The sequence below is a fragment of the Pseudomonadota bacterium genome (assembly GCA_038533575.1).
Taxonomy (GTDB): Bacteria; Pseudomonadota; Alphaproteobacteria; order Rhodobacterales; family Rhodobacteraceae; genus Shimia_B.
Window position 1 is genome coordinate 828,140 of sequence record JBCAYL010000001.1, and the last position, 17,381, is coordinate 845,520.

Annotated in this window: 16 protein-coding genes and 1 tRNA gene; 11 read left to right on the plus strand and 6 right to left on the minus strand. The window is 66.0% G+C overall.

The window, feature by feature from the left end:
• Window positions 1–5: 5 nt before the first annotated feature.
• Entirely contained in the window at window positions 6–1,256 is a 1,251-nt protein-coding gene (locus AAFM92_04275; protein MEL7299582.1) for a glutamate-5-semialdehyde dehydrogenase, read from the plus strand.
• Here AAFM92_04275 and AAFM92_04280 read toward each other — a convergent pair.
• Complete coding sequence (locus AAFM92_04280; GenBank protein MEL7299583.1) at window positions 1,253–1,882, minus strand: histidine phosphotransferase family protein; 630 nt, start codon at window positions 1,880–1,882, stop codon at window positions 1,253–1,255. The two genes, AAFM92_04275 and AAFM92_04280, sit on opposite strands and share 4 nt — an antisense overlap.
• A 255-nt stretch (window positions 1,883–2,137) precedes the next feature.
• On the opposite strand from AAFM92_04280, the gene AAFM92_04285 reads away from it, so the two are divergent.
• Together AAFM92_04285 and AAFM92_04290 are read left to right on the plus strand one after the other, a co-directional pair.
• The gene (locus AAFM92_04285) at window positions 2,138–2,902 is read left to right on the plus strand and encodes a GNAT family N-acyltransferase (GenBank protein ID MEL7299584.1); all 765 of its coding nucleotides are present in this window, start codon (window positions 2,138–2,140) and stop codon (window positions 2,900–2,902) included.
• Window positions 2,903–2,908: 6 nt separating this feature from the next.
• Window positions 2,909–3,757, plus strand: a complete 849-nt coding sequence (locus AAFM92_04290; GenBank protein MEL7299585.1) for a lysophospholipid acyltransferase family protein — start codon at window positions 2,909–2,911, stop codon at window positions 3,755–3,757.
• Here AAFM92_04290 and AAFM92_04295 read toward each other — a convergent pair.
• Window positions 3,728–4,351, minus strand: coding sequence for a thiamine phosphate synthase (locus AAFM92_04295; protein MEL7299586.1), 624 nt, complete (start codon window positions 4,349–4,351; stop codon window positions 3,728–3,730). The genes AAFM92_04290 and AAFM92_04295 overlap by 30 nt on opposite strands.
• A gap of 124 nt (window positions 4,352–4,475) precedes the next feature.
• Between AAFM92_04295 and AAFM92_04300 the strand changes: the two genes are divergently transcribed.
• Genes AAFM92_04300 through AAFM92_04310 form a run of 3 tightly spaced genes read left to right on the plus strand, consistent with a single transcriptional unit; the run spans window position 4,476 to window position 7,841 of the window.
• Complete coding sequence (locus tag AAFM92_04300) at window positions 4,476–5,237, plus strand: RNA methyltransferase (GenBank protein MEL7299587.1); 762 nt, start codon at window positions 4,476–4,478, stop codon at window positions 5,235–5,237.
• A complete protein-coding gene (locus AAFM92_04305; GenBank protein MEL7299588.1) occupies window positions 5,237–6,367 on the plus strand; it encodes a COX15/CtaA family protein in 1,131 nt (376 codons plus the stop codon). The genes AAFM92_04300 and AAFM92_04305 overlap by 1 nt, the downstream gene beginning before the upstream one ends.
• Before the next feature lies 1 nt (window position 6,368).
• Window positions 6,369–7,841, plus strand: coding sequence for a carboxypeptidase M32 (locus AAFM92_04310; protein MEL7299589.1), 1,473 nt, complete (start codon window positions 6,369–6,371; stop codon window positions 7,839–7,841).
• Window positions 7,842–7,916: 75 nt separating this feature from the next.
• Here the strand turns inward: AAFM92_04310 and gyrA are convergent, their stop codons facing one another.
• On the minus strand, window positions 7,917–10,658 hold the full coding sequence (gene gyrA, locus AAFM92_04315; GenBank protein ID MEL7299590.1) for a DNA gyrase subunit A: 2,742 nt from the start codon (window positions 10,656–10,658) through the stop codon (window positions 7,917–7,919).
• Between the two features lie 194 nt (window positions 10,659–10,852).
• On the opposite strand from gyrA, the gene AAFM92_04320 reads away from it, so the two are divergent.
• The gene (locus tag AAFM92_04320) at window positions 10,853–11,131 is read left to right on the plus strand and encodes an usg protein (GenBank protein MEL7299591.1); all 279 of its coding nucleotides are present in this window, start codon (window positions 10,853–10,855) and stop codon (window positions 11,129–11,131) included.
• Window positions 11,132–11,277: 146 nt separating this feature from the next.
• On the opposite strand, the gene AAFM92_04325 is transcribed toward AAFM92_04320, so the two are convergent.
• From AAFM92_04325 to AAFM92_04335, 3 genes are read right to left on the minus strand one after another with little or no spacing between them, the layout of a single operon-like run.
• Window positions 11,278–11,829, minus strand: coding sequence for a hypothetical protein (locus tag AAFM92_04325; GenBank protein MEL7299592.1), 552 nt, complete (start codon window positions 11,827–11,829; stop codon window positions 11,278–11,280).
• Window positions 11,826–12,293: a disulfide bond formation protein B gene (locus AAFM92_04330; protein MEL7299593.1), complete on the minus strand. Its 468-nt coding sequence runs from the start codon at window positions 12,291–12,293 to the stop codon at window positions 11,826–11,828. Before AAFM92_04330 ends, AAFM92_04325 begins: the two co-directional genes overlap by 4 nt.
• Before the next feature lie 2 nt (window positions 12,294–12,295).
• Window positions 12,296–12,925, minus strand: a complete 630-nt coding sequence (locus AAFM92_04335) for an exopolysaccharide biosynthesis protein (GenBank protein MEL7299594.1) — start codon at window positions 12,923–12,925, stop codon at window positions 12,296–12,298.
• 277 nt (window positions 12,926–13,202) lie between these two features.
• On the opposite strand from AAFM92_04335, the gene AAFM92_04340 reads away from it, so the two are divergent.
• The 4 genes from AAFM92_04340 to AAFM92_04355 all read left to right on the plus strand — a co-directional run bounded on the left by AAFM92_04340 (window position 13,203) and on the right by AAFM92_04355 (window position 16,856).
• Window positions 13,203–14,255, plus strand: coding sequence for a TRAP transporter substrate-binding protein (locus AAFM92_04340; protein ID MEL7299595.1), 1,053 nt, complete (start codon window positions 13,203–13,205; stop codon window positions 14,253–14,255).
• A 60-nt stretch (window positions 14,256–14,315) separates the two neighbouring features.
• Window positions 14,316–14,906 carry a TRAP transporter small permease gene (locus AAFM92_04345; GenBank protein ID MEL7299596.1) on the plus strand — a complete coding sequence of 197 codons (591 nt, stop codon included), beginning with the start codon at window positions 14,316–14,318 and terminating at the stop codon, window positions 14,904–14,906.
• Window positions 14,903–16,261: a TRAP transporter large permease gene (locus AAFM92_04350; protein MEL7299597.1), complete on the plus strand. Its 1,359-nt coding sequence runs from the start codon at window positions 14,903–14,905 to the stop codon at window positions 16,259–16,261. Before AAFM92_04345 ends, AAFM92_04350 begins: the two co-directional genes overlap by 4 nt.
• A gap of 509 nt (window positions 16,262–16,770) precedes the next feature.
• A tRNA-Leu gene (locus AAFM92_04355) sits at window positions 16,771–16,856 on the plus strand.
• Window positions 16,857–17,381: the final 525 nt, after the last annotated feature.

A 17,381-nucleotide genomic window follows, 5' to 3' on the forward strand; every position in this document is an offset into this window, starting at 1 on the left:
GACCCATGAAAGACCTCGATACCATCGCCGCCACCATGGCCGATCTCGGCGCGCGGGCGAAAGCTGCCGCGGCGGAGCTCGCTTTCGCCGATCCGGCGGCCAAGCGTGCCGCGCTGGAGGCCGCCGCGGAGGCGGTCTGGCAGCGGCGGGCGGAGATCATGGAGGCCAATGCGCAGGATATGGCGTTCGGTCGCGAGAAGGGGCTGAGCGCGCCGATGCTCGATCGCCTCATGCTCGATGAAGGCCGTATCGAGGCCATGTGCGCGGGCCTCCGGGCGGTCGCGGCGCAGGAGGATCCGGTCGGACAGGTGATCGACGCTTGGGAGCGGCCCAATGGCCTCGCGTTCGAGCGCGTGCGCACGCCGCTCGGCGTGGTCGGCGTGATCTACGAAAGCCGCCCGAACGTGACCGCCGATGCGGGTGCGCTCTGCCTGAAGTCAGGCAACGCGGTCATCCTGCGCGGCGGGTCCGAGAGCTTCCATTCCTCCGAGGAGATCCATCGCTGCCTCGTCGAAGGGTTGCGCGCCGCCGGGCTTCCGGAAGACGCGATCCTGCGCGTGCCCACGCGCGATCGCTCCGCCGTGAAAGAGATGCTTGGCATGACCGAGACGATCGACGTGATCGTGCCGCGCGGCGGCAAGGGGCTCGTCGGCCTTGTACAACGTGAGGCGAGGGTCCCGGTATTCGCGCATCTTGAGGGTATTGTGCATATCTACGTCGACCAAAGCGCGGATCTGGAGACTGCAAAACGGGTCGTTTTGAACGCGAAGACCCGCAGAACAGGCATTTGCGGGGCCGCGGAGTGCCTCTTGGTTCACAAGGAGGCCTCCGAGCTCGGGCAGGCGCTTGTGGATATGTTGGTGGATGCCGGTGTCGAGGTGCGCGCAGAGGGGCTCAAAGGGACCGCGGCCGCCACGGAGGCAGACTGGGGCACCGAATATCTCGACAGCATCATCGCCGCGCGCGTGGTCGACGATATTGACGCGGCCATCGCGCATATCCGGCGATACTCGTCCAGCCATACCGACTGCATTCTCGCGGAGGACGAAGCGGCGGTGACGCGCTTTTTCAACGAGGTCGACAGCGCGATCCTGATGCATAACGCCTCCACGCAGTTTGCGGATGGTGGCGAGTTTGGCATGGGCGCCGAGATCGGGATCGCCACGGGCAAGATGCATGCGCGTGGTCCGGTCGGCGCGGCGCAGCTCACGAGCTTCAAGTACCTCGTGCGAGGGAAGGGCGCGGTCAGGCCCTAGCCGGCGGCGGCGGTCCGGGCCTCGAAGTGCTTGATGTGGAGTGCGAGCTCTTCGTTGCTCTGCACGATGTCGATGATCAGGCCCATCTCTTCCAGCAGCATGGCCACGAGCGCGAATTGCACATGGGCCGCCGCGAGGTCGGCGGGGTCGTGCGCCTTGGTGATGATATCCCAGAGTTCCGCGATCTCGGAATAGCGCTCGCCCCGTCCGCGCAGCGTCCAGAGGCCTTTATGGCCGGTGACCTCGATGGCGCCGCCATGGGGCATCGCCGTCTCGAGACACTGCAGCAAAAGGAACACGAGCCGGACCTCGCGGCGGGGATGCGCGCCCGGTGCGGTCCAGATGAACTTGTGGCGCCCGCCAAGGGCCATGCCATCGAGAACTGCCATGACCTCCGTATCCTCGAGGACCTGCGTGTCCGAGGTCGCGCCATAGGCGATGCGGAAGAAACGGATGCGCGCGTTCGCGGCCTCCACGCTTTCGGAGATCAAGGCGATCTCAGGCCCGCCGGCGCCCGGCGTCATGTTCAGGAGCTCGACACCGTTGGAAATCGCACCGAGCGGATTGATCAGGTCATGGCAGATCCGCGAGCCAACAAGCGGTGTGATGCGATCCTGTACGGCCATGGCAACCCCTCAATACATCCAGCCCCGCCCGTGGCGGTGCGTCATTCGTAGCATCGCGCCCGCGACCTCTACAACTTTTACGTGCGGCCGGGCGCGCGCACAACTTCCATGCGTCAAGCGAAGCACAACCAAGGTTAAGGCGCGGTTAATGCTGCCCGATCCGTGCAGCGGATCGCGGCGGAGAATGCGGCGCGGGGCGATTGCGTCCCCGGCGGGCAAGCCCTAGGTACGCGCCATGCTCGGGGTCGCCGCCACATGATTGCCCATGATCCGCATCTTTCCGTGCGCCTGGCGCGGAGCGAGGTCGACCTGAAGGGCGCGCAGCGCCTGCGCTACAGGGTATTCGTGGAAGAGCTTGGCGGCGACGGGCCGCTCGTGGATCACGACGCGCAGCTCGAGGTTGATGTGCACGACCCGCATTACGCGCATCTTGTCCTCGTCGATGATCGGCGCGGAAGCACGCAGCTGGAGCACGTCGTGGGTGTCTATAGGCTGATGCCCGGGAATGCTGCGAAGGCTCACGGGTACTACTGCGCGGGTGAATACGATTTGACCGCCCTCACGGAAAGCGGGCGCAAGCTTCTCGAGCTCGGGCGGTCCTGTCTTCATCCTGATTACCGTGGAGGCTCGGCCATGTACCTGCTCTGGCAGGCTCTCGCGCGCTATATCCAAGAGCATGGGATCGAGGTTCTTTTCGGCGTGGCCTCCTTCCATGGCACCGACCTGACCGAGCTGGCGGCGCCCTTATCCCTCCTGCGGGCGCGCCATCTGGCGCCCGAGGATCTCCGCGTCCGTTCCCTCGATTACCAGCCCATGGACCTACTGCCCGAGGCCAAAATCGACCGCCGCGCGGCCACCGCCGCGATCCCTGCTCTGATAAAGGCCTATCTGCGCCTTGGTGGCTTCGTTGGGGACGGGGCCTTCATCGACCGGCCGTTCAACACGACCGATGTCTGCCTCATCCTTGATATCGCGCGCATGGATCCTCGCCTGCGGGCGCAATATGCGGCGGCGGTCTGAGACTCCATGAGCCGTACCTGGACGTCCGAGGACACCCCGAACTTTGCGCCGCTGACCGCCGCCGGAATCGCGCGCGCGGTGGTGCGGGGGCTGCCCCTGGCCATAAACACGTTCGGCTGCCTCGCGCTGCTCTTGCTTGTCCGGCTGGTGGAAAAGCCGCTTTTCGGCACGCGCCGCCCGATCACGCCGCACATCACGCGCTATGTCTGCCGGTCGGCCTTCGTGCTTCTTGGCATGGGGTACCGCGTGGAAGGTCGGCCCATGTCAGGGCCGGGGGCCGCGGTGGCCAACCATGTGAGCTGGCTCGACATCTTCGCGCTGAACGCGCCGCAAGCCATCTACTTCATCTCGAAAGCGGAGGTGGCGGGCTGGCCCGGGATCGGATGGCTGGCCCGTGCGACCGGGACGATCTTTATCCGCCGGGAGCGACGGGATGCCGTGGCGCAAAAGGCGCTCTTGCAGGAGCGCATCTCCCAAGGACACCACCTCGTTTTCTTCCCCGAAGGCACATCGACGGACGGAAAGCGGGTGCTTGAGTTTCAATCCACGCTGTTCTCGGCCTTCTTCGATGACGAGGGCAGCGACCGGTTCGCGCTGCAGCCCATATCTCTCGTCTATGAGGCTCCGAGGGACGCCGATCCGCGCTTTTACGGCTGGTGGGGTGATATGAGTTTCGAAGGCCATCTCCTGCGCGTCCTGTCGGCGCGGCGGCAGGGTGGCGTGCGCGTGATCTTCCACCCGCCTGTCTCTCTCTCGGAGCTCTCTGACAGGAAGGCAGCGGCGCGGCTCTTGCGGGACGTGGTGGCGGAGCCGGTGGATGCCGCCTCAGCCCTTGAGGCGGGCGGCGATCTCTGACAGCGCGGTCTCGGGCGCCGCAGCGCTCCAGACCTCGTCTCCCAACGCGAAGAAATCGACGTAGGGCGCCAACTCCGCGATCTGTTCCGCGCCGAGCCCACCCTCTGCCACGACCGGGACCTCGATCACCTCGGACCACCACTCGAAGAGCTCACGCTCGGCATGGGCCCCGTCGCCCAGGGCCGTGGGGGCGGTGGGGCCAAAACAGACATAGTCCGCATCGGCCTCTCCCGCGGTCATCCCGTCATGGCGGGATTGGGCGCAATGGCTGCCGACGATCGCATCGCCGCCAAGCGCCTTCCGCGCCTTGCGGACCGATTTCGACCCGTCCGGCAGATGCACGCCGTCGAGCCCCAGCCGCTCGGCGAGCTGCACGTGCGTGTCGATCACGATCGCCACGTCGCGCGCATGGCAAACCTCGCGACAGGCATCGCCCGCCTTCGAGAGCGTGGTTTCATCTTTCGACGACAGCGCGAGCCGAAAGCAGGCCACCGGAGCCGCATCAAGGCAGGCCGCCAAGAGCTTGGGAAAGCGCGAAAGTTCGATCTCCGGCGGGCTCACGAGATAGATTTGCGGGTGCTCTGCATCGGCCATGGTGCGGCTCCTTTTCGCGCCTCATAGCAAGGGCTCAGGAGCGCGGCAACGAGATGCGTCGCGATGGCCGTAGAGGCCTCGGACGCCTTGGCTTGTCGGGCCCCGGCAGGTATCAGGACGGCCAATGTCACAGACACCCCAACCCACCTTCGTCCTCGTGCGCCCGCAGATGGGCGAGAACATCGGCGCCGCCGCGCGCGCCATGTGGAATTTCGGCCTCGACCGCATGCGGATCGTGGCCCCACGCGACGGCTGGCCCAACCAGAAGGCCGTGGCCATGGCCTCGGGCGCGGGCCGGCTCCTGGACGAGGCCATGCTCACCGACGACCTGGCGAGCGCCGTGGCCGATTGCACCTACACCTTCGCCACCACCGCCCGCAGTCGCGACCTGACGAAGCCCGTTTACGCGCCTGAACGGGCCATGGAGATCGCGGCGGAGAAAATCGCGGCGGGAGAGCGGGTGGCGGTGCTCTTCGGGCCGGAACGGGCCGGGCTTGAAAACGATGACGTGGCCCGTGCCAACGCGATCATCACCGTCCCTGTGAACCCGGCCTTTTTCTCCCTCAATCTCGCGCAGTGCGTCCTTCTGACTGCTTATGAATGGCAGCGCGCGGCCTCAGATATCGTACTGGAAGTCAACGAACCAAAGGGCGCCAAGGGTGGGGACTGGGCAAACGGGGAAGAGGTTGAAGCACTTGCGCGCCACTACGAGACGCAGCTCGAGGCGGCGGGCTTCTTCTTCCCGGACCACAAGGCCGCCAACATGAAAACGAACCTGCGCAACCTGTGGAGCCGGATGCCGCTCACCCGGGCGGACGTGCAGACACTGCACGGTGTTCTCCGGCAGATGGTGCGCAAATACGCGAAAACGTCAGAGGATCACTGATGGCGAGATCAATCTTTGAGGATGTGGGCGACACGCCCAAACCGCAGGCCCAGAAAGGCGCGATCGACCGTGGCCGGTCCGGTGCCCGGCTCGCGATCCGCGCTTGGCTCATTGCACTGGCCGTGCTCGTGGTGGCCATGATCACCGTGGGCGGGCTCACCCGGCTCACCGATAGCGGCCTTTCGATCACGGAATGGGCGCCGCTCTCCGGCGCGATCCCCCCGCTCAATGCGGCGGATTGGGAGGCGGAACTCGAGCGCTATCGCCAGATCCCGGAATACCAGCTTCAGAATGCCGGCATGACGATGGCGGAGTTCAAGGTGATCTACTGGTGGGAATGGGGCCACCGGCAGCTCGGCCGCTTCGTGGGGCTCGTCTGGGGCCTCGGCTTCCTCTACTTTCTCATCCGCCGCCAGATCCCGGCGGGGTGGACGCCGCGCCTTCTGCTCGTTGGTGCGCTCGGCGGGCTTCAGGGCGCCATTGGCTGGTGGATGGTCTCCTCCGGCCTCACGGGCACGATGCTCGATGTGGCTTCTTACCGGCTGGCCACGCATCTTGGGCTCGCCTTCATCATTCTCGCCGTTCTGGCCCGCTACATCGCGCTCCTGAGCCGACCCGAGCGGGAGATCATGCAGGCGCGCCGCGCGGGCGAGGCCGGGCTCACCAGCCTCGCATGGGTCTTCACCGGCGCGCTTTTCATCCAGATGCTGCTCGGCGCGCTCGTGGCGGGGATCGACGCCGGGACGGCCTACAATTCCTGGCCTCTCATGGGCGGGCAGATCTTCCCCCCCACGGGGTTTGACCTCGAGCCGCTCTGGCGGAACTTCTTCGAGAACGCGGGCACGGTCCAATTCATGCATCGCACATGGGGCTACGTCGTCTTCGCCTTTGCGATTTATCTGGGTATCCGCGTCGCCCGCAGCCCGCACAAGCGCACCCGCAAGGCCGTGGGACGCGTGGGCCTCCTCATCACGCTGATGATGGGCATCGGGATCGCCACGGTGCTGCTGGGTGCGCCGCTCTGGATCGCGATCATTCACCAGGGCGTCGGGATCCTGCTCTGGCTCGCGACGATCTACGCGACTTTCCTGGCCGCGCATCCCATCCAATCTTCCTTCCGCGAGGCCTGACATGACCCCTTTCGACGAGCTCATGGCATTCGACCGTGAGACGCAGGCCTTGGGCCAGATTCAGGGGCGCCTGGGATGGGACCAGGAGACGATGATGCCCCGCGGCGCTGCCGAGCAGCGGGGCGAGGAGATGGCCGCGTTGGAGGGGGTGCTCCATGCACGCCGCACGGATCCCCGCATGGGGGAGTGGCTCGGGCGGATCGAGGACACGACCCTCGATGAGGTGAGCCAAGCCAAGCTGCGCCACATGCGCCGAGACTACGCGCGCAATACCAAGGTTCCCGCAAGGCTTGCCGCCGAGATCGCGCGGGTGACGAGCCGGGCGCAGGGCCAATGGGCCGAGGCGCGTGCAAACGAGGATGTGGCGGCATTCCTGCCCGTGCTGGCGGAGGTCGTGAAGCTCCGGCAGGAGGAAGGCGCGGCGCTGGCGTCGGGTGGCGACATCTACGACGCGCTTCTCCAAGATTATGAGCCGGGCACGACGGCGGCTGATCTGGATGCCATGTTCGGCGCGATGCGGCCGCGGCTGGTGGCGTTGCGGGACCGCATCCTCGGCGCGAACACGCCAAAGTCGCTACAAGGTACGTTCCGAGAGGCAGCGCAGCTGAAGCTGAGCGAGGAGCTGGCGTTGGCCTTTGGCTATGACATGCGGAAGGGCCGGATCGACAAGGCAGTGCACCCGTTCTCCAGCGGGTCGGGCCATGATGTGCGGATCACGACGCGGACCTCGCCCACCGATCCCTTCAACTGCTTCTACTCGACGATCCACGAGGTCGGGCACGCCTGCTACGAGCAGAATATCGACGATGCCTACGCGCTCACGCCGCTGGGGTCGGGTGTCTCCATGGGCGTCCACGAGAGCCAGAGCCGCATCTACGAAAACCAGCTCGGGAGGTCGCGCGCGTTCACAGGCTTCCTCCACGGCCGCATGACCGAGGCCTTCGGCGATCTTGGCATGGACGCGGAGGCCTTCTTCGGCTGCGTCAACCGTGTGGGGCAGGGCTACATCCGCACCGAGGCCGACGAGGTCCAGTACAACCTTCATGTCCTCATGCGCTTTGATCTCGAGCGCGAGCTCATCTCCGGCAAGCTGGCGGTGGGCGATCTCGAAGAGGCCTGGAACACCCGCTTCGAGGCGGATTTCGGCTTTGCCGTGGACAAGCCCTCCAACGGCTGCCTGCAGGATGTGCACTGGTCCGTCGGGCTGTTCGGGTATTTTGCGACCTACACGCTGGGGAACGTCTATGCCGGCTGCCTGCACGAGGCGCTGCGGCGCGACATCCCCGATCTCGACGCGGACCTCGCCCGGGGAGATACGCGCGCGGCCACGGCATGGCTCAGGAGCCACGTGCAGATCCATGGCGGCCTCCGGGAGCCGCGGGCCACGATCGCCCATGCCGCGGGGATGGAGCCGAGTGAGGGCCCGCTTCTTGGCTACATCGAAGCAAAATTCTCCGAGATTTACGAGCTGTGACCTAAAGGTGCGGCTGCGCCGCGCGACATGCTGGTGCCCGGCGGCGACCGCCGGGCCCAGAGGTCATGCCCGCTGTCAGCTCTCTTCTGCGGGCTCTTCTTCACCGCTGTCGGCGATATAAGCCACGGAGGTGACGCTTTCGCCCTTGGCCGTGTTGAAGACCTTCACACCGCCCGCACCGCGCGAGCGGAAGGAGATCCCATCCACCGGCACCCGGATCGACTGGCCATTCGACGTCACCAGCATGATCTGATCGTCGAGATCCACCGGGAAGCTCGCGATGATCGGCCCGGCGCGCATGGCCTTGTCCATGGCTGTCACGCCCTGGCCGCCGCGCCCGCGCAGGGGATAATCGTGTGACGACGAGAGCTTGCCGGCGCCTTCTGCCGTGATCGTCAGGATGAGGTTCTCCGCCGCGGACATCTCCGCGTAGCGCTCCTGGCTGAGCGGCATGTCGGCATTGCCCTCTTCCTCCTCGGCTTCGGCATCGTCTGCGAGGCCCGCCATGGCACGGCGCATCTTGAGATATGCCGCGCGCTCGTCGGGGCTCGCTTCGAACCGGCGGATGATCGACATGGAGACCACCGTGTCCTCATCGCGGAGGTTGATCCCGCGCACACCCACAGAGGCGCGCGAGTTGAAGACGCGGACATCCGTGGCCTTGAAGCGGATCGCGCGACCGAGCCGCGTGACCAGCATCACGTCATCATCATGGGAGGCGATGCGCGCGTTAATCAGTTTGGTTTCAGCGTGTTCGCCTTCGAACTTCATGGCGATCTTGCCGTTCCGCATGACATTCGCGAAGTCGCTCAGCGCGTTGCGGCGCACGGTGCCCGCCGAGGTCGCGAAGACGACCTGAAGCTCGTCCCAGTCCTCCTCCTCGCGGTCCACGGGCATGATCGCCGCGATGGAAACGCCCGAGGGGATGGGCAGGATGTTGACGATGGCCTTGCCCTTCGACGTGCGCCCACCGAGGGGGAGCCGCCATGTCTTGAGTTTGTAGACCATGCCGTCGGTCGTGAAGAAGAGGAGCGGCGTATGGGTGTTGGCGACAAAGAGCGTCGTGACGACGTCCTCATCCTTCATGGACATGCCGCTCAGCCCCTTGCCGCCGCGTTTCTGGGCGCGGAAATCGGCGAGGGCGGTGCGCTTGATGTAGCCGCCTTGGGTGACGGTGACGACCATGTCCTCGCGCTCGATGAGGTCTTCGTCCTCCATGTCGCCGGACCAGTCGAGGATTTCGGTGCGACGAGGGACGGCATGCGCCTCTTTCACTTCGCTCAGCTCGGTGGCGATGATCTCCATGATCCGCTCACGGGAGCCGAGAATTGCGAGGTATTCCTTGATCTTACCTGCCAGCTCTTCAAGCTCGTCAGTGACCTCTTTCACACCGATCTGGGTCAGGCGCTGGAGACGCAGGTCGAGGATCGCCCGGGCCTGGATCTCGGTGAGGTTATAGGTGCCGTCCTCGTTCATCTTGCTGAGCGGATCGTCGATGAGCTGGAGGTAATCGGCGATGCTGCCCGCGGGCCAGCGGCGGGTCATGAGGGCCTCTCGCGCGGCGGCGGCATCGGCCGATTGGCGGATGGTCTGCACCACTTCGTCGACGTTGGAGACCGCAACGGCGAGGCCGCAGAGCACATGGCTGCGATCCCGCGCCTTGTTGAGCTCGAACGCCGTCCGGCGAATGACAACATCCTCGCGGAAGTCTATGAAAGCCGTGAGGAATTTGCGCAGCGTCAGCTGCTCCGGGCGACCGCCATTGAGCGCGAGCATGTTGCAGCCAAAGCTCTGCTGCATGGGCGTGAAGCGATAGAGCTGGTTGAGCACCACCTCGGCGGTGGCGTCGCGCTTGAGTTCGATGACCACGCGGACCCCGGAGCGGTCGCTCTCGTCCTGGACGTGGGCGATCCCCTCGATGCGCTTGTCCCGGGCGGCCTCGGCGATCCGTTCGATCATCGTGGCCTTGTTCACCTGGTAAGGGATCTCATCGATAACAATGGCGTAGCGGTCTTTCCTCAACTCCTCGACGCGGGTCTTCGCGCGGATGATCACGGAGCCACGCCCTTCCAGATAAGCCTTCCGCGCGCCGGAGCGGCCGAGGATCTGGCCTCCGGTGGGGAAATCGGGCGCAGGTACGATCTCGATGAGCTCTTCGGTGGAGAGGTCCGGGTTCTCGATGAGGGCGAGCGTTGCGTCCACCACCTCGCCCAGATTGTGCGGCGGAATCCGCGTTGCCATGCCCACGGCGATGCCTTCCGCGCCGTTGACGAGGATGTTGGGGTACCGTGCCGGAAGGACGGTGGGCTCGCTTTCCTTGCCGTCGTAATTGTCCTGAAAATCAACGGTATCTTTGTCGATATCGTCGAGCAGCGCGCGGGCCACGCGGCGCAGGCGGCTTTCGGTGTAGCGCATGGCCGCCGGATTATCGCCATCCATGGAGCCGAAATTCCCTTGCCCTTCGATGAGCGGCACGGACATGGAGAAATCTTGCGCCATCCGCACGAGTGCGTCGTAGATCGCGCCGTCGCCATGGGGGTGGTAGTTGGCCATGACCTCCCCCACGGGCTTGGCGGATTTGCGGAACGATTTGTCGTGCGTGTAGCCCGAGTCGTCCATGTGGTAGAGGATGCGGCGGTGCACGGGCTTGAGCCCGTCGCGCAGGTCCGGAATCGCACGGCTGACGATGACCGACATCGCGTAATCGAGATAGGAGGCGCGCATCTCGTCGGAGATCGAGATTGACGGCCCGCCGAATTCAGGCCGCTCAGGCGGCATTTCACCATCGGTTTCAGGGGTTTCCGTGTCGTCGCTCATGTCCCGCCCTAGCTCTCGCTTCCGCTAGATTTTGTTCTCGTCAGCTTATCACTCCCTTCATCTGGTGTGCAATTCCGTGCCTGCATTTTCGGCATCAAAATGCCTCTCTGCCGCTCCAATGCCATGCCAAGCTGCTGGAATTGTTGACACATCCGCGAGGGCTCTCTCACACTGAAGAGACGAGAGGAGAACGCATGACAGAGACAGAGATGCTTCTGAAGGGCTACGGCCTCACGACCGCCGAGTTCTTCTACGGGATGCCGGATTATCCCAATGTTCTGAATACCTTCGTGTGGCAGGACTACGACCTTGCCCCCGATCATCCGAAGCTCTTCGATTTCATCGCTTTTTGGCAGGGCGAGATCGAGGGACCGCTCAACTCGGTCCGCTTCATCCATCGCAAGGCGATCGCGCCGGGGCAGTGGCGGCACGTGACGGGCGAGTTCGGCCCGTCGGACTTCCCGCTTCATTAACGCCGGAAGCGCCTGCCACAGACCGCGCCGCACCCGTGCAGCGGGCGCACAAATCGCGTCTATACACTTGGCTACCGGCGCCATGTGTGCATGCACCGTTTCCAAAAGAGTGATAGTCCGCACGCAGGGATGAAGGCCGCCGGGCCTCAGCTCTCAGTGCAGGGCGTGGAAAACCGCGCGAGCGCATCCCGTGGCGCGAACTCGAAGAGCGCCGTGAGCGCCTCGCTGGCACAGCTGATGTCGATCCCCTGCAGCACGTCGAGCGGGTAGACCACGACCTCCGTCCGGCGCACGACGAGCGGAAGCGGATGGAGGCGGAGACTGAGTTGGCTCGAGGCGATCCGGGTTTGCACGTCGTCGCGCACCACCTCCTCGAAGGTCTGGGCCGGATCGGAGATCAGGCCCGCGATGCCTGGAAGCTGCGCGGCCTCGCTCGGTGAGCCCACGAGCACGAGGAGGAGATTTGCGTCCGCGAGGTCTTCCGGCACGGCGAAGCGCGCGGGCAGGGCCACGTCCTCATCCTCGACCGTGAAGGTCGTGCCCCATTGGCTGCCGAGCCCGAAGGTCACCTTGGCCGGGGAGACCGAGCGCCAGGCCCGCAGGGCGGTGTCGTTCTCATTGGCCAGTGCCGACCAGCCAAAGGCCCCCGCCACGACGAGCAGGTAAAGCGCGAGGAGGCGTATTACGAGCCGGGTCATGCGAGCCCCGTGCGGGGCGCGCGCGCCGCCGCGATCCAGAGGGCCACAAGGCCGAAGCTCAGCGCCGCGTTCCAGCTGGCCATGGAGAGGCCGAGAAACTGCCACGCGATCTCGTCGCACATGACGATGGCGGGCGCGGCCTCGGTGCTGAGGAGATCGCCGGCGCTCAGCCCGCTGAGGGAGCCGCCGCCCGAACAGCTTGCCGGGCCCTCCCACCAGCCTTGCTCGACGCCCGCGTGGAAGACGCCGATCCCGCCCGTGGCCGCCGCCGCCCCGGCACCGAGCCAGGCCAGCGCGCGCAGGGGCACGAGGAGAAAGAGCACCCCGATGAGCGCCGCCGCCACGTGGGGGTAGCGCTGCCAGATGCACATCCGGCAGGGCGCGTATCCGAGCCACTGGAAGACGAACGCCCCGGCGAGAAGCGCGGCGGAGCCGAGCGCGGCCCCGATGATGAGCGCCCGCATCGTCAAATCCCGGCCCAGGATTGCAGGAGGGAGACGAGCGTCGCCCCCGCGAAGACGAGGGAGGCGATCCAGGCCGAGCCGAGAAGGCACCCGAGGATCACGAGGAGCCCGTCGCGCTGCAGGAGCCCGGCGGCGACGATGACGACCGCGAGACCCGGAACCGTATTCGTAGCCGGCAGCGGCACGAGGATCGAGGCGCTGAAGAGCACGAGCGCCGCACCCACGACGCGCTCCACCGGTGCCCGTGTCAGCGCGGCGAGCCGCGGGCGGCTCAGCATCTCCAGCCGCTTGAGCCAGGGCCCGGCGCGCTCCGAGAGCGCGGTCAGCGCCCCAGCCGTCACCGCCCGGTCACCGAGGCGCCGGGGCAGCCAGGGCGCATTGCGCCCCACGAGCAGCTGCAGCGAGATGAACATGAGCGGCAGCGCCACGATCTGCGGGATGCCGTAGAGGAACGGAATGCAGCAGGGCAGCGCCAGCACCAGCAAGAACAGCCCGAAAGCGCGCTCGTGAAGCTGGTCGAGGATCCAGCCCAGGGTGACCGTCTCGCCACCCGTCTCCGAGGCGAGGCGGCTCAGCCTGTCGGAGATGGAAATGTCACCGGCGGGAGAGAGGGTCATGGACGGCGCGCGCATGGCTGTTTTCTGCGTGCGGGCCGCGCGCGGGTCAAGCGCGGCGAAGGGGGCAGAGGCGCGGCATGGTGCTGCGCGCATGGGCCCGGGTGCCGGGGCCCGCACGGCGCGGCGAGGGTCAAGCGATGGTGAGCCCGCGTGTGCGGCTTTCGCGGCCGCTCCAGCCCGTGCGGCGCCGGGTCGGCCTTGCCACGGCGCGCCCGCCGCCCAAGTCTGGCTTGCGGAGGGCCATCGGGTTGGCGTTAGCTCCGGCAGGGGCGCATGGCCCGGGAGGACAACGATGAAAGACTATCTACGCGGAGGCCTCGCTGCGGCCGTTCTGGGGGCATTCGTGGCAGCATTGTCCGCCTCGGGCGTGGCGGCGCAGGAGGTCACGCTCCGCTTCCAGCATTTCCTTGCGCCCCAGGCCAGCGTGCCGGCGGGCTTCATGGAGCCCTGGGCGCGGAAGGTGGAGGCCGAAAGCGGCGGACGCATCAAGGTGGAGCTCTATCCGGCCATGCAGCTCGGCGGGGCGCCGCCCGCGCTCTATGACCAGATCCGCGATGGGGTGATCGACGGGGGCTGGGCGCTGCCGGGCTACACGCCGGGCCGTTTCCCGGAGACGGAGGTCTTCGAGCTGCCCTTCATGGCGTCGATGTCGGCGGAGGCGTCTTCCCGCGCGCTCTGGGATTTCACCGAGCGCTACGTGGCCGAGCGCATGGGAGACATCAAGATCCTGGCCGTGCATCTCCACGGGCCGGGCATCATTCACAAGCGGGGTCCGGCGGTGAAAACCCTCGCTGATTTCGAGGGGCTGAAGCTGCGCGGCCCGTCGCGGCAGGCCAACCAGCTCCTGGAATCGCTCGGGGCAAGCCCCGTGGGCATCCCGGTGCCGGCCTTCCCCGAGGCCTTGTCGCGCGGGACGGTGGATGGCGGCGTCATCCCCTACGAGATCGTGCCGCCGCTCAAGGTCCACGAGCTGGCCGACAGCCACACGCAGATCGGCGGCGACCGCGCGCTCTACAATACCTTCTTCGTCTGGGGCATGAACCGTGCCTCTTACGACGCGCTGCCCGATGATCTGAAGGCCGTGATCGACGCAAATTCGGGCCGCGAGGTCTCCGCGCTGGCCGGGCGCGCCATGGACGAGGGCGACGATGTGGGCCTCGCGGTGATCGAGGCAGCGGGCAACGAGGTCCATACGCTCGACGACGCCGTCCTCGCCGAAATCGAGGAGATCGGCGCCGCGCAGGTGGCGGCCTGGATCGAGGAGGTGACCGCGCGGGGGCTGCCGGGGCAGGAGATGGTCGATTTCGCGCGGGCGCTCGTGGCGCAGTACGACGAGGCGATGTGAGCGCTGGACGCCTGCGGCGCGTGAGGTAAACACCCCCGCACGACATCCATGGAGGGCCGGGTGCAGATCGCTCCGAGACTGGAAGCACGGGCCGGGCGCGGCGCCGAGGCGCTGGCGCGCGGGCTCGCCTATTTCGGCGGCGCGGTGCTCGTGGGGCTCGCGCTCATGACGCTCGTGTCCATTCTCGGGCGCTGGATCAACACGGGGCCCATCCGGGCGATCACCGGCGATTACGAGCTGGTGGAGGCGGGCGTGGCGATCGCGGTCTTCGCGTTCCTGCCGTGGTGCCAGCTCCGCCGCGGCCACGTGACGGTCGACATCTTCACAAACGCGCTGCCCGGGCGGGGGAGACACGTGACGGCGTGGCTGGGCGACGTGCTCATCACGCTCGCGGCCTTCGTCGTAATGTGGCGCTTCTATCTGGGCTTCGGGGAGAAGTTCCCGTTCTTCTCGGAGGCCTGGCGGGACCGGCTCGCCATGGGCTTCAAGCCCTTCTTCCCGGAGACAACCTACGAGCTCGAGATCCCCATCTGGATCCCCTACGGCCTCGCGCTTCTCGGGGCGGTCGCGTTCTTTCTGGTGAGCCTCTATACCGTCTGGCGCGGCTGGAACCGGCTCGCGGCGGGCCGCGCGGTGGAGCAGGAGGCGTGAGCGGGATCGAGCTCGCGCTCGCGGGCTTTGCGCTCATGCTGGCGGCGATCTTCGCGCGGGTGCCCATCGCGGTGGCCATGGCGCTCACGGGCTTCATCGGCGTCTGGATCGTGCGCGGCTCTCCTGCGGCGCCGCTCGCGCAGATGAAAACGCTCACCTACGACACATTCTCCTCCTACTCGCTCTCCATCGTGCCGCTCTTCCTCCTCATGGGGCAGTTCGCGACGAAATCGGGCATGTCGGGCGCGCTCTTCCGCGCCGCGCAGGACTGGCTCGGCCACCGGAAGGGCGGCGTGGCGATGGCGGCCGTGGGCGCCTGCGCGGGTTTCGGGGCAGTCTGCGGGTCGTCGCTGGCCACAGCCTCCACCATGGGACAGGTGGCGCTGCCCGAGATGCGCAAGCGCGGCTATTCCGACAGCCTGAGCACGGGGGTCCTTGCCGCGGGTGGCACGCTGGGCATCCTCATCCCGCCCTCGATCATCCTCGTGATTTACGCGATCCTCACCGAGCAGAACATCGTCAAGATGTTCATCGCGGCGCTTATCCCCGGCCTCATCGCCGCGCTGGGATACATCGTGACGGTCGCAATCTACGTGCGCATCCGCCCCTCCGCGGCGGACCAGGCGGCGCGCGTGCCGTACCGCCAGCGGATGAAGAGCCTGGCGCAGACATGGCCCGTCTTCTTCATCTTCGGGCTCGTGATGTACGGCATCGCGGGCGACTGGGACTGGTCGAACCCGGGGCCCGACGCGCTTTTCACACCCACCGAGGGCGCGGCCGTGGGGGCCGTGCTCACGGGGCTCTACGGGCTTTCCACCGGCGATCTGAACTGGGAGGGCATCAAGGAGAGCATCCTCGGGACGGCGCAGGCCACGGCGATGATCTTCTTCATCGTCTTCGGGGCCGCGCTCTTCAATTCCTTCCTCGCCATCACGCAGGCGCCGCAGGCGCTGGCGGAATGGGTGACGGGGCAGGGCTTCGCGCCCCTCATGGTGCTGACGGCGATGCTGCTCGCCTATCTCGTCTTCGGCTGCGTGATGGACTCGCTCTCCATGATCCTGCTCACCATCCCGATCTTCTTCCCGGTGATCGAGGTGCTCGATTTCGGGCTCTCGGCGGAGGAGACGGCGATCTGGTTCGGCATCCTCGCGCTCATCGTGGTGGAGGTGGGGCTGATCACGCCGCCGGTGGGGATGAACCTCTTCATCATCAATTCCATGGCCCGCGACATCCCCATGGTGCGCACTTATGCAGGGGTGACACCCTTCGTGGCCGCCGATCTCTTGCGCGTGGTGCTGCTGGTGGGCTTTCCGGCAATCACGCTCTGGCTCGTCGGGGTCATGTTCCCGGGCTGACGGCACACGTATCCGTAGCCTTAGCCCGGCGTCCGTTCCGAGCCCACGGCAGGATCGATGGATTAAATTTTTTACAGTGATTGTGGGGGCTTATGCCCGTCGGCATAGGAGATGTGAGCAATATCGGGCATCCTTAGCTCGCGCATGATCAAGTCTCTAAACTGAGGAGCTCGTGTGTGTTTCCGCAGCCAACACGTTTCATAAAGAGCAACGGCGAGAACGATCACAGGCCCAACACCGAAAGACGAAACCACTACCAGAAAGCCCAGGACTTCTGGGTGAAGTGCAAGCAGTCTTACGAGGTCCCAAATGTCGATTTGCATGAACCTTCTCTCCACCCGTACCTGAGCTGGCGACGGCTTGGGGTGATTTCAAGCGGCCAGCGTTGACCCACAAACCAAGCTCAGCCTTGCCCGCCTTGCCGCCATTCCCAACTCGATGACGGACAAAGACCACGTCCTCACGGACCGCTTGACCGTGGTATGCGGCGAGGCTACCCGAGGCAGTGTGCCCAAGTGGCGGAATGGTAGACGCAGCGGATTCAAAATCCGCCGGCTTAACGGCCGTGCCGGTTCGAGTCCGGCCTTGGGTACCAGCGGCACATCGCCTGTTTCCACGCCCCGTGCATCTCGCCTTGCCTCATTGAGGTCGCATCCTTGCCCCGATTCGGTCGTCATTGCCCAAATCGCGGCATCAAAGATGGCAAAATTGCCCAATTGCGCCCGCCGCGGAAACAATTCGACACAACCATGGCGAAAGTAGGGCGGCGCACGCGCGAAGTGACCCAAGGTCGTTTCCGCGCCGCCCGCCCGGTGTCTTTGGAAACAATGGGCCCGCGTGCGGCCGGGCGGGGGTGGTGATCGCCCGGAAATCCGCGCTCAGGATGCCGCGAATGTGCCCGAAATGGGGCGAAAGACGGCAAAAATGCGGCGAAAGTGGGGCGCTCACGCGGCGCATCGCGAACAATGGACAAAGGTTAACAAACAACCATCGGGCGCTGTGCTGCATTTTCGTCGGATTTAACCCGTCTTTGTGAACGATTTTAAACTTTGTCCGAGGTCGGCCAGCGGCTACCACTTCAGGGCCCAACTGGGGGGTGAAGACGAAGGCCATGGGGGCG

Bases quoted from the DNA above. Each gene is read 5' to 3' on its own strand.
- AAFM92_04340 (MEL7299595.1), top strand. From the start codon at position 13,203: ATGAAAGACTATCTACGCGGAGGCCTCGCTGCGGCCGTTCTGGGGGCA.
- AAFM92_04285 (MEL7299584.1), top strand. From the start codon at position 2,138: ATGATTGCCCATGATCCGCATCTTTCCGTGCGCCTGGCGCGGAGCGAG.
- AAFM92_04330 (MEL7299593.1), bottom strand. From the start codon at position 12,293: ATGCGGGCGCTCATCATCGGGGCCGCGCTCGGCTCCGCCGCGCTTCTC.
- AAFM92_04300 (MEL7299587.1), top strand. From the start codon at position 4,476: ATGTCACAGACACCCCAACCCACCTTCGTCCTCGTGCGCCCGCAGATG.
- AAFM92_04320 (MEL7299591.1), top strand. From the start codon at position 10,853: ATGACAGAGACAGAGATGCTTCTGAAGGGCTACGGCCTCACGACCGCC.
- AAFM92_04325 (MEL7299592.1), bottom strand. From the start codon at position 11,829: ATGACCCGGCTCGTAATACGCCTCCTCGCGCTTTACCTGCTCGTCGTG.
- AAFM92_04280 (MEL7299583.1), bottom strand. From the start codon at position 1,882: ATGGCCGTACAGGATCGCATCACACCGCTTGTTGGCTCGCGGATCTGC.
- AAFM92_04295 (MEL7299586.1), bottom strand. From the start codon at position 4,351: ATGGCCGATGCAGAGCACCCGCAAATCTATCTCGTGAGCCCGCCGGAG.
- AAFM92_04310 (MEL7299589.1), top strand. From the start codon at position 6,369: ATGACCCCTTTCGACGAGCTCATGGCATTCGACCGTGAGACGCAGGCC.
- AAFM92_04290 (MEL7299585.1), top strand. From the start codon at position 2,909: ATGAGCCGTACCTGGACGTCCGAGGACACCCCGAACTTTGCGCCGCTG.
- gyrA (MEL7299590.1), bottom strand. From the start codon at position 10,658: ATGAGCGACGACACGGAAACCCCTGAAACCGATGGTGAAATGCCGCCT.
- AAFM92_04275 (MEL7299582.1), top strand. From the start codon at position 6: ATGAAAGACCTCGATACCATCGCCGCCACCATGGCCGATCTCGGCGCG.
- AAFM92_04305 (MEL7299588.1), top strand. From the start codon at position 5,237: ATGGCGAGATCAATCTTTGAGGATGTGGGCGACACGCCCAAACCGCAG.
- AAFM92_04335 (MEL7299594.1), bottom strand. From the start codon at position 12,925: ATGCGCGCGCCGTCCATGACCCTCTCTCCCGCCGGTGACATTTCCATC.